The organism is Aeromonas sp. 96A (genome assembly GCF_051919165.1).
Classification (GTDB): Bacteria; Pseudomonadota; Gammaproteobacteria; order Enterobacterales; family Aeromonadaceae; genus Aeromonas; species Aeromonas veronii.
In genome coordinates this window covers 3,496,945-3,513,271 of record NZ_JBQBFE010000001.1, presented here as the reverse complement: position 1 = coordinate 3,513,271, position 16,327 = coordinate 3,496,945, and the positions used below count along the sequence as shown (strand labels likewise).

Here is a 16,327-nt window from a genome sequence, read left to right as displayed (position 1 = left end):
ATATCACCTCGTCTTATAGGTGCAACCACCCAAAAGCGATCGCAGCATATCAACGTTAGCCTATTTTCAAGTCACTGATATCAATTAACAAAAAACACTCTAACGCAACCACGTTACAAAAACAGCAACAAACGTTTGTTATTTGAACTGGATGTGACGCAAAAAGACGCACAAATGAGGGCGGATAGGAGAAAAAGGCCAGCAACATGCTGGCCCGAAGCGATATCAGTGACGAACAAACTCGTAGTGCTGATCGATAAAGTCAGCAACACGCTGGCTCAGTACCTTGTGCACCGTCTTGGTCGGATGCACCTGATCCCAGAACATATGCTCATCGCAGTTGAGAGTCGCTGCTCGCCCTTTTGCCTGCCCGCTCACCACCGCCTGCGCCAGGATCGGGTTACCGGCTATAGCCACTCTTTCGGAGACACTCAAAGCCGGGGTCGCAGCCACCTCGGCGGCGCTGCCGGAGAATGGCTTCCACGTATAGCCGCCACCGTAGCAGGCGTGTTCTGTGTCACTCAGCCCGAACTGCTGAGGATCGCGCATCATCTCGTCAAACTGCTTGTCCACTTCGAATAGCTTCACGATGCCAAGGGGAGCCAGCTCGCGAGTGAGGTTCTGCAACTTCTGGTTGTGGTAGCTGGCCACATGGCGCACCTTCTCCACCACCTTCATGCTGCGGGCTGACGGGGTCTGCCCCAGATCAGGAATGTTGAACAGCAGGATCTGCTGCGCGCCGTTGAGCACCAACCGGTTGGATGCCAGCCGGATGGTATCGATCACCCGATCCGCATCCCGCTCGGTGTTCCAGCCATAGGCCAGATAGTCGTTGGCACCGACCCAGATCACCACCAGATCATCGGGGCGGAACTTGTCCTTTTTCAGGAACTGATCGATCTCGTAATCGAGATTGTTGATCACCTGATATTTGGGATCCCAGGACCAGAAACCGAGCCAGCCGTTCAGGGCGCCCAGATGGTTATAGGCCACCGCGGTTGCACCGCCTTCCGCCTCGTTGGCCACGACCAGACCGGGGAAACGCTCGTCACCCAACTGCTCCAGCCACACCGGGCCGTTGCTGAAGCGCCCGTTGAAGTAGGGTGGGCTGGAGGGGAGATACCCCCGCATCTTCTTGTACATCTTGCCGGTGTCGGAGAGGCTGTCACCAAACATCACAACCCGGGAAAAAGGTTGGCGTCCCTCTGCCGCTTGCGCGGTCAATGCCATTAACCCCAATAAACAAACAAGCCATTTTTTCATATTGTTATGCTCTTCGATTAAGCAGGTGAGACCTGCGGACTTCTCCTCGAGTGGCGACAGGCATGGGAAGAGTCTGCTGCCACTGACTTCTGGTGAAGGCGACAGATTACAGTTCCAGATGAAATCACACATGTTCCGCCACCGATGAAATCGCTTGCGCTCACAAAACAGACAATCACACCAGCCTATTTCTTTCACGCTTGTTTCACATCCCCCCCGGCACAATGCCCCCATACCAACGACAGGAGTATGAAATGAACAAGGCAAGCGCAAGCGTAATCGGACTGTTGACCCTGATGTCTGTCTCCTCTTTTGCCATGGCGGCCTACACAGGCCCGCAAGAGCAGAACAAGGTTTCCGTTGCTCAGCTGAAAGATCTGGCCGATGACAGCTGGGCCACCCTGGAAGGGAAACTGGTCAAGCACCTGGGCGGCGAGAACTATCTGTTCCGCGACGCCAGCGGTGAAGTGGAGGTCGAAGTGGATCAGGATGTGTGGCGTGGCACCGAAGTGGGCCCGGATGATCAGATCCGTATCCGTGGTGAAGTGGACCACAGCTGGAACAAGACCGAAGTGGAAGTGAAAACCCTGGAGAAAGTGGGCGCGGCCCCGCAGACCAAGGGCGGCTTTATTGCCAAATAAGGCCACTTCAACGACGAACTGGCCAGACGTTAAAAGGGCGCTTGAGATCAAGCGCCCTTTTGCATGGTTAACCCAGCGTCACCGCTTAACCGGCCCGACTGGCAAAGGCTCTCTTGAACCCCTTCTCGGCCTGATTGACCTTGTAGAGGTAACGGCGCGCCTCCTCTTTGGGATGCTGCTCGGTCAACACCTGATAGACCGCCTCGGGGGAGAGCCGGTTGATCCGGCCCGGCGCCGCCTTGCGATCGCTGGAGAAGGTATTGAGCACCCCGCCCGCACCACCGTTATAGGCGGAGATCACCGCATAGCGACGGGAGCGCGGATCCTCGATATCCGCCAGATAGACGGTCTGCAACAGGTGCAGATAAGCGGTACCGACATCGATGTTGTAGGCCGGGTTGAACAGCTCCTCCCGGGTCGGCTGGCCGTTCTTTCCCTTGACCCGCACATAGACGTCACGACCGGCAGTGGCCGGGATCACCTGCATCAGGCCATAAGCGTTGGCATGGCTCACCGCATAGGGGTTGAAGCTGCTCTCGGTCTTGATCACCGCATAGATCAGGCTTTCAGAGACCCCGTATTTGCGGGAGGCTTCACGGATCAGGCTGGCGTACTTGTAGCCCCGTCTGTCTTCGTGGTTGGCCACCATGGGGATATCGACGAAGAAGATGGTGCGAATACCAAGGGTACGCTTCTTCATCGCCGTGTTGAGCAGGTAGTCGGCGTAACGTTCGGCACGCCAGGATGCCCGAATGGGCTGACGCTGATTGTCCACCACCTGACCATAGAGGAAAGGCTCGCCGCCGGGCATGATCTCCCGGTCGGAGTAAAGATCCACTTCGGCCGGATCGTCTGGTGTCAGCAGGGTCTCGACAATGGCACGACGCAGGTGAGCGCGGGGATCTATGCCAGATACCGTCTCGACCATGATATGGCCGCTGGAGAAATCGATGTGGGCACGGCTCTTGTACTGATCCGTGTATTTGACGTAGTCATACTTGCCCGCAAACAGCGCCTCTCGCCCCCATATTTCGTTCACGTTATGGGAGAGCGCACTGATCATGTGTTCAAAGCCGCGGATGTCCTTGCCGTTGACGAGATCATCATCCTCATTCCCGCTGGGCTTGGGAGAAGATGAACAGGCAGAGAGAAACAGCAGGGTGCACAGCAGCCAGAAAATTCGGCCCATAGGATCCTCAAACAGGGCGGCAGTGCCGCCCATCATTCATATGCCGCGAGTAAACAAGGGGAGACTGACCACCTTTGGCTCCACTCCCCGCTCACAGGTACTACAGCTCGATTGCTTACTGGCTGGGAGGGGTATAACCCTCGATCTGCACTTCACCCGCTTCAAACAGGTAGCTGACCATCTCTTTTTCCAGCAACTGACGATGCTCAAGATTCATCATATTGAGCTTTTTTTCGTTGATCAGCATCACCTGCTTCTTCTGCCACTCGGCCCAGGCTTCCTTGCTGATGTTGTCAAAAATCCGCTTGCCGAGTTCGCCCGGGTAGAGTTGAAAATCCAGGCCCGGGCCCTCTTTTTTCAGGCGTTGGCAAAATACAGTACGGCTCATGTTGACCTCTATGGTTGTAGCTCCGGATAGGCGAGCAGACGGGCCGTGGCGGCCGCCAGCCCCACCTCGGCAGGATGGCGTAAGTTATACCAGAGTCGGTTATCTGCTTCCATGAGGCGCAGCGCTGGCGCTGCCTCAATCTCGATCAGCAGCGGCTGGATATCGAGGTGGAAGTGACTGAATGTATGGCGAAAACCAGCCAGCTCCCGATAACCGTGATGACTCAGGCCAAGGGACGCCAGCAGACCATCCACCTCCGCCGGCGAGGCGACCTGCGGGAAGCAGTAGAGCCCACCCCAGATCCCCTGCGGCGGCCGCTTCTCCAGCAGCAGTTCGTCGCCATGGCGGATCAGCAGCATGATGCCATCCCGCGCCGGAATGCTCTTCTTCGGCTTGCTGTTGGGGTAGGCAGTCGGGTTGCCTTGCGACAGCCCCTGGCAATCGGCCCGCACCGGGCAACGTTCACAGGCAGGCTTGCTGCGGGTGCAGATCGTTGCCCCGATATCCATCATCGCCTGATTGTATTGCGCCACACCCAGCTTGGGAGTGAGCCGGATGGCGATCTCCCACAGCTCGTTCTCAACCAGCTTCTGGCCGGGCCAGCCCGGCAGCGCCAGCCAGCGGGTGAGTACCCGCTTCACATTGCCGTCAAGGATGGCGTGAGGCTGACCGAGGGAGAGCGACAACACGGCCCCGGCGGTTGAGCGACCAATGCCCGGCAGCGCCATCACCTCGTCAAAGCGCTCGGGAAAGAGGCCGTGGTGATGATCGCGGATCTGCTGGGCCGCCTTGTGCAGATTGCGGGCCCGGGCGTAGTAGCCAAGCCCGGTCCAGTGGTGCAGCACTTCGTCCACTGGGGCATCGGCCAGCGCCACCACATCGGGGAAGCGCGCCATAAAACGCTGGTAATAGGGGATCACGGTAGCGACCTGGGTCTGCTGCAGCATGATCTCCGAGACCCATACCCGGTAAGGAGTCTTCTCCTGTTGCCAGGGCAGGCTCTTGCGGCCATGAAGCTCATACCACTCCAGAACCCGGCTTGCGAAGGTTGATTGATTCACGTTGTTCTCATGTCGTTGATATATAGGGAACTCTGCGGTTCCTTCGGCTTATTTTGGCTGTTCGGTAGTAAAGCCATTGCGCAATACAGAGCCAGCCGTCTGGTGCGGCAGGGTACGGCCTCGTCACGCCCAAGTCAAAGCCCTGCTGACACACTCGATTACCCCACATTTTCCCGGTCACGGTCGGGCAGCAATGCAGTAACAAAGACGATATACTCGGCCCCACGATTGTTGACGGGAGAGATGGTTTGCAGACTTATCTGGTTGGGGGCGCAGTGCGGGATCGCCTGCTGGGATTGCCGCAGGGCGACAGGGATTATCTGGTGGTCGGCGCCACCGTGGAGCAGATGCTGGCGCTGGGCTTTACCCAGGTCGGTCGCGATTTTCCCGTGTTTCTTCACCCCAAAACCCAGCAGGAGTATGCCCTCGCCCGTACCGAACGCAAGCAGGGTCAGGGCTACACCGGCTTTGTCTGCCACGCCGCCCCCGATGTGACGCTGGAGCAGGATCTGCTGCGCCGGGATATCACCATCAACGCCATCGCCGAAGATGAACAGGGAGAGCTCCATGATCCCTACGGCGGCATCAAGGATTTGGAGAAACGGCTGCTGCGCCACGTCTCCCCCGCCTTTGCCGAAGACCCACTGCGCATCCTGCGGGTCGCCCGCTTCGCCGCCCGCTTCCACGCTCAGGGCTTTACCATAGCGCCGGAAACTCTGGCCCTGATGAGCGAGATGACGGCCGCTGGCGAGCTGTCCCACCTCACGCCGGAGCGAGTCTGGAAGGAGTTGGAGAAGGTGCTGCAGGGGCCAACCCCGCAGATCTTTATCGAGGTGCTGCGCCAATGCGGCGCCCTCAAGGCGCTCTTCCCCGAGATCGATGCCCTGTTCGGCGTGCCCGCCCCGGCCAAGTGGCATCCGGAGATCGACACCGGCATCCACACCCTGATGGTGCTGGAGCAGGCGTGCCGGATCTCCCCCGAGCTGACCGTCCGCTTTGCCGCCCTCTGCCACGACCTTGGCAAGGGAGTGACCCCCAAGGAGTTCTGGCCCAGCCATCATGGTCACGGCCAGAAGGGGCTGCCGCTTATTCGCGCCCTGTGCGAGCGGTTCCGGGTACCCAACGAGTGCCGGGATCTGGCGCTGCTGGTGAGCGATCTGCACACCCACATCCACATCGCCTTTGAGCTCAAGCCCGCTACCCTGCTCAAGGTGTTCGACAAGGCTGATGCCTGGCGCCGCCCCGAGCGCTTTGTCCAGCTGCTGGATGCCTGCCGCGCCGACTTCCACGGCCGCACCGGCTTCGAGGAGCGGGTCTACGCCGAGCCAGACTACGTGGCCGAAGCGTTGGCAGCCGCCCAGGCGGTGCCGGTCAAAGAGATAGTGGCGGCCGGTTACAAGGGGGAAGAGATCAAGGAGCAGCTCGCCAAGAAGCGGACCGATGCCATCAGCCGTATCAAGGATGAGTGGACCTTTATCGAGGAGTAACCGTCCCCCGCACAAGAACAGACGGCCGTACTGGCGAGGCTCCCGCAGGAGACCTCACCAGTACGGCCGTTTTGTCATTTAGCAGAGTTCAGACTGGCGGTTTACGCCGGGCCGATGCGCTCCAGTAAGCTCATATGGGATGAGCCATCGTGGCGCTTGAGGTTCTGACGATACTCGAACTGGCGCTGGCTCTCCTGTTTGAGCCCCAGCATCAGCGAATAGCACATCGCCAGCATGATCACCGAGAAGGGCAGCGCGGCTATGATGCTGGCCGCCTGCAGGGCGGCAAGACCGCCGGAGACCAGTAAAATCGCAGCGACCAGCCCCTGACCCAGCCCCCAGACCGCGCGGTGCGGCACCGGAGGGTCCTGATCACCGATGGAGAGCAGGGTCGTAATCACCAGCGTGCCCGAGTCACTGGAGGTAATGAAGTAGGTGCAGATAAGCAGGGTCAGCACACCCTTGGCAATCCAGCCGAAGGTCTCCCAGTGCAGCAGCTCGACCGTCTTGTAGAGCGCCAGCGTCACATCCTGATTGACCGCCTCGACCACACCGCCGCCGCCAAACAGTTCCAGATTCATCGCCGTACCGCCAAACACGGTGAGCCAAAACATGCCGAGCAGCGAAGGCACCAGCAGCACGCCGAGCACAAATTCACGGATGGTACGCCCCTTGGAGATGCGGGCGATAAACATGCCGACAAACGGCGCCCAGGCAATCCACCAGCCCCAGTAAAACGCTGTCCAGCTCGACTGCCAAGCCGAGGTGCCATTGGCTTCGGTGTTGGTCCAGAAGCTCAGTTTGACGATGTTCTGCAGGTAATCACCGATGTTCTGCACATAGGCGTTGAGGATATAGGTGGTCGGCCCCAGCACCAGAAAGAGCACGAGCACGAAGACGCTCAGCCAGATATTGAGTTCGGAGAGGATCTTCACCCCGCGCCCGACCCCGGAGACCGCCGAGAGGGTGGCGATCAGGCTGATGCCACCAATCAGCCAGAGCTGATTCGTTTGCGATACTTCCATGCCAAACATCTGGTTGAGGCCGGTATTCATCTGGGAGACACCTAGGCCAAGGGAGGTCGCCACCCCGAACACGGTACCGAACACCGCCAGCACGTCAGCGGCGTGGCCCCAGAAGCCGTAGATACGATCGCCGAGCAGCGGATAGAGCACGGAACGAATGGCCAGTGGCAGCTTGCGCCGGTAGCTGAAGAAGGCAAGCGACAGGCCGACGATCACATAGATTGCCCATGGATGGAGGCCCCAGTGGAAAAAGGTGAGGCGCATGGCGATCTGGGCCGCCTCCGGGGTCATCCCTTCGGTAATAAAAGGGTTGCCCTGCAGGTGGTTCATCGGCTCGGCAATGCTCCAGAACACCAGCCCGATCCCCATGCCCGCGCTAAACAGCATGGAGAACCAGGCGAAGTAGCCGAACTCCGGTACCTGGTCGTCGTCGCCCAGCCGGATGTTGCCGAAACGGCTGAACATCAGGTAGACGGCGAAGAACAGGAACAGGGCGACCACCAGAATGTAGTACCACTTGAACCCGGCAATAATCTGATCCTTGGCCCCGACAAACCAGCTGGCGGCCGTCTCGGGGACAAAGACCCCGAACAGCAGAAACAGGGTGATGACGGTCAACGCCGTCATGGCCATGGTGGGGTTGAGGCCTTTCAATAGCCCTTTGCTTGCTCGCATCCAGCCTCCTTAGTCGTTGTTGAAAAAGTCTTCGCCCACATGATCACCGGCACCGCCGATGGCGCGATAGACCAGCTTGCCGGCTGCCTGTTCGCGGTGATCCACCAGCGACACCGAGGGCTGGCCATTCACGGCGTGACGCTTGCCAAGGAAGATGGCCATGGGGACGCCCAGATTGGAGACACCGCTGGTGATCCAGAGGCGATTGAAGTCGTAAGAGCCACCGATGAACTCCAGCTGGGCCAGGCCGGTATCGAGGCCGGTCAGATAGAACTGCATGGCACTTTCGTCAGGAAAGAGGTGCACCAGCACATAGGCGTAGCGCAATTCATTCACCAACTCCTTTAGGTTGAAAGTACCTGTCTCACTGCAAGAGAGGGGTAACTCACCATCATAGTGGTGTACCTTGAGGTTGTTCGGGTCTTCATCATAGGCAGGCTGATAGCGCACAAAAGCCGAGGTATCCGGCAGTTCATAGCGCACTCTGACCACACGTAACTCGGCCACCAGAGACTTGATATCCAGCTCGTCATTCATCATTTAGCTCCTCAAATGTCAGGGTGAATTCCGTGAAATGCCCGTCAACCTAACATAAAATTAATTAGAGCAGAAATTATTACAGCAAAAACTATATTGACCTTGTGACGAATTAGGCGGAAAATTTTGCGCCTCTCCATAGCCCTCCAATGACGCACACCCCATGGAAAAACATGATGAAGTGCTGGTCGCCCTGCGCCAGATTATTCGTGCCATCGACATGCACTCCAGGCGCTTGATCAAAGAAGCCGGGCTCACCTCCCCGCAACTCTTGCTGCTCAAAGGGATCGATGAGCTGGGACAGATCTCCATGCGTCAGCTGGCCGATCACACCAACATGAGCCAGGCCACCGCCACCACCATCATGGACCGATTGGAGAGCCGTCAACTGGTGCAGCGCGTTCGCAGCAATACCGACAAGCGCAAGGTTCACGCGACACTGACTGACGCAGGCCGCGCCCTGCTGGCCCAGGCCCCCACCCCGCTGCAAGAGCGCTTCATCCAGCGTTTTCAGGCGCTGGAAGCGTGGGAACAGACCCTGCTGCTCTCCTCCCTGCAACGCATCTCCTCCATGATGAATGCAGACGAAATCGACGCAGCCCCGGTGCTGAGCGTCAGACCCCTCACCGAAGAGCAGGCATAAGCTGCTGAACAATTTCAGGCATAAAAAAAGCTCCCGAAAGGGAGCTTTGTTCTATCAGGGGTCGTAGAGGATTACTCTTCCAGGCTGATCCCGATATTGGAGACGCCATCCTGAGAGGCGAATGCTCTGATGGCCAGGATACGATCGCTGTCGCGCTCATGAGCAACCCGCTTGAGCAGCTCGACCTGGAACTCCAGCTCGGCTTCCATGTACTCGTGCTCGTAGAGCTCTTCTTCGGTCAGATCCCGCTCTTCCAGCAGCTCGATAAAACCGGCCACGGTACCGACTGAGGCATGACTGGCATCGTTGGCCTCTTCACCAACCCGGCAGATCACCGAGTTATAGGCACAGCCCAGCGCAACACAGGCATCCAGCGCGGGATAGGCTCCGTAGGATTCAAACTTGCGGGGATCCGGAATGTGAGACTCAAACTCTTCGAGAATGGCACCCAGATTGACCCGGGATCCCTTGACGGTGAGGTAGACCCACATCTGATCCAGCGCATGCCGGAAAGCGCCAGCATTGCCAAAGCCGGAAGCCTGACAGAACAGGGCATAGTTGGGGTACATGCGCTCTGCCAGCGCCAGGGTGTAGACGGTCTGTTGCCAAGGCTGTAGCTCGGCCAGTCGCTTATAAAACTTGTCACCAAACACTGGAGTCGGATCCTTTGCAAAATGTGGGGCAGATTGTAGCCCACGAGGGGCGCGGCGAAAACGAAAAAGCGCCCTGGTCGGCTATGTTGCGATATGAAGTCAGGTAAGATGGGTCGAGAGCGGCATCTTGTTGCGCCGCAAATTCTGATAAGGAACAAGAGTATGAGCCAACGTACCCTTCTTTTGCTCAGCCAGGATAATGCTCACTACGAACGGCTGCTCAAGGCCGCCAATCTCCCCCATCTGCGCATTCTACGAGCCGATAACCAGAGCGATGCCGAGAAGCTGATCGGCGAAGCCCATATTCTGATGGCCGAACCGGCCCGCGCCAAACCGCTGCTGCCCAAAGCCAACAAGCTGAGCTGGTTCCAGTCCACCTATGCGGGAGTCGATGTGCTGCTCGACCCTGATAGTCGCCGCGACTATCAGCTCACCAATGTGCGCGGCATCTTCGGCCCGCTGATGAGCGAGTATGTCTTTGGTCATCTGCTCAGCCTGATGCGCCAAATTCCCCTTTATCGGGAACAGCAGAAACAGCGACTGTGGCAAAGCCACCCCTATCAGGGCCTCAAGGGGCGCACCATGCTGATCCTGGGGACCGGCAGCATTGGTCAGCATATTGCCCACACCGGCAAACATTTTGGCATGAAGGTGCTGGGCATCAGCCGCAGCGGTCGGGAGCGGGCCGGGTTTGATCAGGTTTATCAACTGCCTGCGCTCAACAAGATGCTGGCGCAGGCCGATGTCATCGTCAGCGTGCTGCCAGCCACCCGCGATACCCGTCATCTGTTCAATGCCGCCCGCTTCGAACACTGCAAACCGGGCGCCATCCTGTTCAACGTTGGCCGTGGCAGCGCCGTGCACTCTGGCGATCTGCTCACCGCACTGCGTACCGGCAAGCTGGCGATGGCGGTGCTGGATGTGTTCGAGCAGGAGCCGCTGCCCGCCGACAGTCCGCTGTGGGGCCAACCCAACCTCATCGTCACCCCCCACAACAGCGCCTACAGCTTCCCGGATGATGTGGCCCAGATCTTTGTGCGCAACTACATCCGCTTTATCGATGGCCAGCCACTGGATGGCAAAATCGACTTCGACAAGGGTTATTGACCCTCACTGCGCATGTAAAAAGGCCCCGCCAATCTGGCGGGGCCTTTCATTTCAGGCTGTGACGACAGGAATCAACCCGCGGCCAGCTCCTTGCGATAGCTCTTCACCTTGGCAAGGAACTGACGACGCTCCTTGCCGCTCAGGGGTTCAGCCATAGGCAGCTTGGCAGTCATGGCATTGACCGGGCGGTTGTTGATCCGCAGCTCGTAGTGCAGGTGAGCACCGGTCGAGCGACCTGTGTTGCCGGAGAGGCCGATCTTGTCGCCCATCTTCACTCGCTGACCGGTTTTAACCAACAGCTTGCTCAGGTGCAGATAACGGGTAGAGAGAGTGCGACCATGTTTAATGACGATATAGGTGCCCGCCAGCGGGTGGCTGGTTGCCTTCTGGACGACACCATCGCCGGTCGCCAGCACTGGCGTGCCCACCGGCACCGCGAAGTCGGTGCCCTCGTGAGGACGCACCATACCGGTTACCGGATGTTTGCGCGCCGGGTTGAAGTTGGAGCTGATGCGGTAGCGGCTGTGGGTCGGGTAGCGGCGGAATCCGCGCTCCAGACTGTTGCCCTGACCGTCGTAGTAGTTGCCGTCATCGGAGAGCCAGGCCGACACCGTCTTGCCCTGGCTGGTCACTTCCACACCCAGCAGCTGGCTGTTGCCAGTGCTCTTGCCTTCCACCGTCTCCTGGCGTACCAGCACTTTGAACTTGTCGCCCTTCTGCAGATCCTTGGCGAAATTCATTCGCCACTGGAACAGGTTGGCAATTTTCTGGATATGGTTGGCTGGAATCCCCGCATTGCGGGCACTGACATAGAAGCTGCCGTTGATCACGCCGTTGTAACGCTGCGGTTGCCACTCGACCTTCTCATTGATCATGGAGGCGGTATAGGCATCATCGCTGCGTGCCATCACCAGCGTCTGCTTGATGTTCAGGCGGATTTTGAGTTGCTGCAGGATGTTGTCCTGATCGATCAGCAGCTCGATATTCTGGCCCGGCTTGAGGCGCGCCAGATAGTTCTTGTTGTCCGCGTCCAGCACCTTGTAGAGGGTAGTGGTGGAGAGACCGAGATTGTTAAAAATGGCGGTCAGGTTTTCGCCGTTGCGAACCCGGTAATCCTGCCACTGGGGGGTGGTGTCGACCGGGATGTCGTCATCCGGCGCACTCTGATCAACCAGTTCGTGATCGGGAATTTCGTTAAAGTCGGTGTTGTTTTCGTTAGTTGCCGTACCTGCGGTATCAATGGGCAACTCAAGACGCAGCGGCCGCTCGAGGATGTCACCCGGAGCTGGCAATAATGCCACTGCTGACAAGGTCATGGCCGTCAGCATCAGCATGGCGTAAAAGTGTTTGCGGGGAACCGGTGGTTCCCAATTGGCAGCCTGTACTACCAAGGGACGGAGACGTTTCATCCGCTATCCTGTATTTAGATCTAAAGAGTGTGAGTTGCGATGTCAGTTGTGACAAAACCGTATAAAACTGTTTGTTGGACACAAATAGTTACAAATAGTTCATCACAATCTGCATGAACCTCACATTTTATGCATAACCCGCCCGGATGGGCAGAAATGATCGTCTTTTTTAACCATTTTTTCCTATTTTTAAGAACCGGGTCGGATTCGATACTGAATAGAAACCTAAAATGTTGCGATAACTTTTCCATGGAGTGGATATGTCGTTAGCAAAACTGTTAATCAGAATAATTGTCGTCCTGTTCCTGATCGGTGCAGCGCTGCTGTTTGCACTGGAAGTCACGACGGTCCGCCAATCCATCCTCGACCAGATGTCAGCCAACTTGGAAACCGCCATCACCGCTCTCGGGCTGGTGCTGCAAGGAACCCTGCTTAATGACGACAATGTGCTGGCCGAGACCATCGTTAATGCCATGTTTGATGGCGGTTTCGTCAGCTCGGTCATTCTGGTGGATCCGGATGGTCAGGTACTGTTTCAGAAGGCATTCCACTCTACCCAACAAAATGTCCCCGGCTGGCTTCCCTCGGTTATCGGCATGCCCCCCGTCAAAATTGAGCAAGAGTTGACCGATGGCTGGCGCATGCTGGGCACTCTGACCCTTGAGGGGCATAGCGGCTACGCCTATCTGCATCTGTGGAATGCCATCAGTCGCACCGGTCTGGCGCTGCTGGCGGGCCTAGTCGTATTTACCCTGATCATCTCTCTGGTCTGCAAACGCCTGCTGCAGCCCCTGGAGCAGATCAACCTGCAGCTGATCCGTATCCGCAAACACCAGTTCAACAGCACCCTGCCCACTCCCTGGTTGCAAGACCTCAGAGAAGTGGCACTTTCCATCAACCAATTGGTTTCCGAACGCAAACGGGATCTGCTGCAACAACGACTCAAAATCACCCAGCTGGGAAAACAGCTGCCACTGACGACCCCACAGCCGCTGCAAGGAGTGAGCCCGCTGCCGGAAGGCGGGCAACTGCAAAAATTTGTCTCCACACAAGGGGAAATCGCGCTCTATCAGCGTTTCTTGCCCAGTCAGCCCCTCGGTGCCGACAGCGATCTCGCAACCATCCAGAGCGCCCTGCAACAGTGGCAGCACTCTCATATAGAAGGGGTCTTGCTGCCCCTCTCCCTGCTCAATCACCCGCAATGGTCCGAGATCGCCCCTCTGCTAAGCCAGGGTCGCGGCAAAACACTGGATTGGCGCTGGGATGTAGCCACATTCCCCGCCCACGGCCAAGCCACATTGGCTGCGTTGCAGGAACAGGGGTGTGAGCTCGCCTTCAGCGCCATTCCCCTCAATGCGGATACCTTCAATCAACTTGACCCACTCAATCCCATTTTTATCAGCTGTCAGCTGACCGATGCACCGCTCTACTGGAATCTGCTCTCCCAAACCATGCATGCCGCCGGTTATACCCTGCTGGCAGAATCGGGAGAGTGCCGTGACATCGACAAACTGCGGACCTGGGGTATCGATGGTTATGCCAAGGAGGCGCAATCATGAAGAAGCTCGCCATGCTGTTGCCCCTGCTGTGGCAACCCGGCCTGATGGCTGAAACCGTCACTATCACCACCGGGGGTGAGCAGGGGATTTATCACCAGATAACCAAAGAGTTTTGCCGTCTGGCCCATGAGGTCGATGAGCAACTTGCGTGCACATTGCAGAGCTCATCGGGTTCAATAGAAAACCTGAAGCGGCTGAAGAGTGGCGAGACCTCCTACGCCATGGTGCAGTCAGACTGGCTATATCAGGCAAACCAGGGCTTGGGCCCTTTTGCCACGCAGCCGCAACCTGAGCTGCGCGCCCTGTTTGCCACCCATGCCGAGCCCTTCACCATAGTGATCCGTGCCGATGGCGATATCACGTCACTGGAACAGCTCAAGCTCGCCCCCATCGACATGGGGTTGAAGAGTTCGGGTACCCGCCAGACGGCGCTGACCCTGTTCAACATCTTGGGAGCAAAAGAGCAGGATCTCGATCTGAAGAGCATGGCCAACCTGCCGGATGCGCTCTGCAGCAAGCAGATCGACGCATTTGCACTGGTGATGGGACACCCTAACCGGATTGTGCTCGACACCGCCAAACGTTGCGCGGTCAGTTTCCTCCCCATCGATGGGGTCACTCGGGATCAGCTACTCAAAGGGGTCAAATATTACCAACGCAGTCAGGTGCCCGCCCGCATCTACCCCGGCAATCTGAAGGCGACGCCCACCTTTGCCATTGCCGCCACTCTGGTTACCAATGCCACCATGTCGGAAGAGTCTGTCTATCGCCTGACCAAGGCCATGCTGGCCCAGCAGACCAAGTTCAATGAGCAGACTTATGGCTACGCCAATATGTTTCACCGGGCACGCAATAAAACCGGCCCGGTGCTGAGTATTGAGCAGCATCCGGGCGCAGCGAAATATTTCGATGAGTTGAAGGCGGCGGGCAAGCTATAGCTGACGACGGGGAGAGCGCAGTTGCTCGCTGGAGAAGCGGGTCTTCATAGATGTCCACTGCGCCAACCGATCGGCACTCCCCGCCAGCGTCCCTTCCCGCCGTGACTTCATGATCCAGATGCTTTTGGCATCGAAACTGTAAACGGGAATGAGGTCGGTACGCTTACTGCCCGGCAGGATCCGGCTGTTGATGTTGTCGAGCACCAGTGGGTCAGCCTTGGGTGTCGGGAAGTAGAGCGTCACCATGTGGAACTGGTTGTAACGCACAGCCTTGACGTAGGCCAGCCGCAGCTTCTTCTCATCCACCCCCAGCTCCATCAGGGTATAGTACTTGGAAATGCTGTAATCCTCGCAATCCCCACCCCGGGCACCGATGAACTCCAGCGGATTGGCCCAGTAATCCTCATCCCCCCACAGCTTGGGATCCTCGCTGTAGGTCAGATTGTTGAAGTAGTTGTTCACCAGCTCGATCTTCTGCTGGTCGGTTGTACCCGCTCTGGGGGTGAGCAGGCGAGAGAATGCCTCGGCCCGTTGAATGGCGCGGCCACCATACACTTCCTGCAGCTTGGCCCGCAGATCCGGACTGGCAATATATTCGGAAAGACGCGAAGCCTGCACGTTGGCGCAACATAGCGCCAACGTGCAAGCCGGGATCAACAACCATTTCATACCGGACACTCCATGTCAGATGCTGGAGGTCAGTATAGCCCCTCCGGATGAGAGGCTCAGCCGCTGATCAGCGACACTGGGCGAATGCGTCTGCCAGTTGCTGCATGAATTGGGGATAACCATCCGGGCCGAGCGGTACCTGCTCACCCACCTCATCAAGCAACAGCACCTTGGCGCCAGTATTGCGTGCCACCGATTCGATCACAGCCGGTGAGAATTGCGGCTCGGCATAAATGCAGCTCGCCTGCTTCTCTTCCAGCGCCTTGCGAATATCCACTAGCGTCTTGGCGCCAGGGCGACGCTCAGGGCTCACGGTAAAGTGACCCTTTGAACTCATGCCGTAGTGGCGCTCCCAGTAGCCATACGCCTCGTGGAAGACAAAGTACCCCTTCTCATTCACCGCCTTCATCTGGCCAGCAATCACCTTGTCTTTGGCATCCACCTTGGTAACAAATGCCGCGAGGTTGGCGTCATAACGAGCCTGATTGGCCGGATCCAGCTTGCCCAATTCACTTGCGATCGCCTTGGCAATCACCTTGGCCTGCGTCGGGCCAAGCCAGATATGGGGATCGACCCCTTCGTGATGATGTCCCTCATGCCCTTCATCATGATCATGGTTACCGTGCTCGTGGGCGGCATGATCGTGATCATCATGGTCATGGGAGTCATGACTATCCTGAGTCGCGTAGTTGAACAGCGGCATTCCCTCAACCTGAGTCAGGGCCAAAGCATGGGGATGATTGGCCAGCGGCTTGGCCATAAACCCTTCCAGCTCGGGGCCAACCCACACCACCAGATCGGCACTGTTGATGCTGCGAATATCGGACGGACGCAGGGAGAAATCGTGGGGAGAGGCACCGGTCGGCAGCAATACCTTGGGCTCGCTCACGCCGTCAGTGATCGCCGCTGCGATGAAGCTAAGGGGCTTGATGGTGGTCAGTACCTCAATGGCACGAACAGGCAAACTCACCGCCAGCAGGGCAGTGAAAAGCGCAATAATTCTCATTGGTGAATCTCGTCAGGGGGTGAGTATGTGATAATATAACAGCTGCTTTTTGTTATATTATAACTCTCACTGGCTGT

At 57.7% G+C, this 16,327-nt stretch carries 16 protein-coding genes; 6 read left to right on the top strand and 10 right to left on the bottom strand.

Translation table 11 applies throughout. The features are described from left to right. Positions 1-225: 225 nt before the first annotated feature. Entirely contained in the window at positions 226-1,263 is a 1,038-nt protein-coding gene (locus ACTG2W_RS16310; protein ID WP_069526899.1) for an SGNH/GDSL hydrolase family protein, read from the bottom strand. A 254-nt stretch (positions 1,264-1,517) separates the two neighbouring features. On the opposite strand from ACTG2W_RS16310, the gene ACTG2W_RS16305 reads away from it, so the two are divergent. Further along, positions 1,518-1,904, top strand: coding sequence for a YgiW/YdeI family stress tolerance OB fold protein (locus ACTG2W_RS16305; protein WP_005335826.1), 387 nt, complete (start codon positions 1,518-1,520; stop codon positions 1,902-1,904). Positions 1,905-1,989: 85 nt separating this feature from the next. Here ACTG2W_RS16305 and mltC read toward each other — a convergent pair whose 3' ends face one another. From mltC to mutY, 3 genes are all read right to left on the bottom strand, one after another. Continuing rightward, the gene (gene mltC / locus ACTG2W_RS16300; protein ID WP_106844107.1) at positions 1,990-3,093 is read right to left on the bottom strand and encodes a membrane-bound lytic murein transglycosylase MltC; all 1,104 of its coding nucleotides are present in this window, start codon (positions 3,091-3,093) and stop codon (positions 1,990-1,992) included. 115 nt (positions 3,094-3,208) lie between these two features. After that, positions 3,209-3,481 carry an oxidative damage protection protein gene (locus ACTG2W_RS16295; RefSeq protein WP_041209221.1) on the bottom strand — a complete coding sequence of 91 codons (273 nt, stop codon included), beginning with the start codon at positions 3,479-3,481 and terminating at the stop codon, positions 3,209-3,211. A gap of 8 nt (positions 3,482-3,489) precedes the next feature. Continuing rightward, complete coding sequence (gene mutY, locus ACTG2W_RS16290; RefSeq protein ID WP_106844081.1) at positions 3,490-4,542, bottom strand: A/G-specific adenine glycosylase; 1,053 nt, start codon at positions 4,540-4,542, stop codon at positions 3,490-3,492. A gap of 248 nt (positions 4,543-4,790) precedes the next feature. Between mutY and ACTG2W_RS16285 the strand changes: the two genes are divergently transcribed. Next, positions 4,791-6,029, top strand: coding sequence for a multifunctional CCA addition/repair protein (locus ACTG2W_RS16285; RefSeq protein ID WP_106844080.1), 1,239 nt, complete (start codon positions 4,791-4,793; stop codon positions 6,027-6,029). A gap of 101 nt (positions 6,030-6,130) precedes the next feature. On the opposite strand, the gene ACTG2W_RS16280 is transcribed toward ACTG2W_RS16285, so the two are convergent. Beyond that, complete coding sequence (locus ACTG2W_RS16280; protein WP_106844079.1) at positions 6,131-7,729, bottom strand: BCCT family transporter; 1,599 nt, start codon at positions 7,727-7,729, stop codon at positions 6,131-6,133. A 9-nt stretch (positions 7,730-7,738) separates the two neighbouring features. After that, on the bottom strand, positions 7,739-8,266 hold the full coding sequence (locus ACTG2W_RS16275) for a hypothetical protein (protein WP_106844078.1): 528 nt from the start codon (positions 8,264-8,266) through the stop codon (positions 7,739-7,741). Between the two features lie 163 nt (positions 8,267-8,429). Here ACTG2W_RS16275 and ACTG2W_RS16270 point away from each other — a divergent pair, with 163 nt between their 5' ends. Further along, entirely contained in the window at positions 8,430-8,909 is a 480-nt protein-coding gene (locus tag ACTG2W_RS16270) for a MarR family winged helix-turn-helix transcriptional regulator (RefSeq protein WP_013723454.1), read from the top strand. 71 nt (positions 8,910-8,980) lie between these two features. On the opposite strand, the gene ACTG2W_RS16265 is transcribed toward ACTG2W_RS16270, so the two are convergent. Further along, on the bottom strand, positions 8,981-9,562 hold the full coding sequence (locus ACTG2W_RS16265) for a YjaG family protein (RefSeq protein WP_021231718.1): 582 nt from the start codon (positions 9,560-9,562) through the stop codon (positions 8,981-8,983). 162 nt (positions 9,563-9,724) lie between these two features. Between ACTG2W_RS16265 and ACTG2W_RS16260 the strand changes: the two genes are divergently transcribed. Beyond that, on the top strand, positions 9,725-10,669 hold the full coding sequence (locus ACTG2W_RS16260; RefSeq protein WP_005363043.1) for a D-2-hydroxyacid dehydrogenase: 945 nt from the start codon (positions 9,725-9,727) through the stop codon (positions 10,667-10,669). Between the two features lie 71 nt (positions 10,670-10,740). Here ACTG2W_RS16260 and mepM read toward each other — a convergent pair whose 3' ends face one another. After that, positions 10,741-12,078 carry a murein DD-endopeptidase MepM gene (mepM, locus tag ACTG2W_RS16255; RefSeq protein WP_042081590.1) on the bottom strand — a complete coding sequence of 446 codons (1,338 nt, stop codon included), beginning with the start codon at positions 12,076-12,078 and terminating at the stop codon, positions 10,741-10,743. A gap of 260 nt (positions 12,079-12,338) precedes the next feature. On the opposite strand from mepM, the gene ACTG2W_RS16250 reads away from it, so the two are divergent. Further along, complete coding sequence (locus tag ACTG2W_RS16250; RefSeq protein WP_106844077.1) at positions 12,339-13,637, top strand: LapD/MoxY N-terminal periplasmic domain-containing protein; 1,299 nt, start codon at positions 12,339-12,341, stop codon at positions 13,635-13,637. Next, a complete protein-coding gene (locus ACTG2W_RS16245; RefSeq protein ID WP_106844076.1) occupies positions 13,634-14,575 on the top strand; it encodes a TAXI family TRAP transporter solute-binding subunit in 942 nt (313 codons plus the stop codon). Before ACTG2W_RS16250 ends, ACTG2W_RS16245 begins: the two co-directional genes overlap by 4 nt. Here ACTG2W_RS16245 and ACTG2W_RS16240 read toward each other — a convergent pair. Next, entirely contained in the window at positions 14,570-15,244 is a 675-nt protein-coding gene (locus ACTG2W_RS16240) for a transglutaminase-like cysteine peptidase (protein WP_005335848.1), read from the bottom strand. The two genes, ACTG2W_RS16245 and ACTG2W_RS16240, sit on opposite strands and share 6 nt — an antisense overlap. Before the next feature lie 67 nt (positions 15,245-15,311). Continuing rightward, positions 15,312-16,250, bottom strand: a complete 939-nt coding sequence (znuA, locus tag ACTG2W_RS16235) for a zinc ABC transporter substrate-binding protein ZnuA (RefSeq protein ID WP_106844075.1) — start codon at positions 16,248-16,250, stop codon at positions 15,312-15,314. Positions 16,251-16,327: the final 77 nt, after the last annotated feature.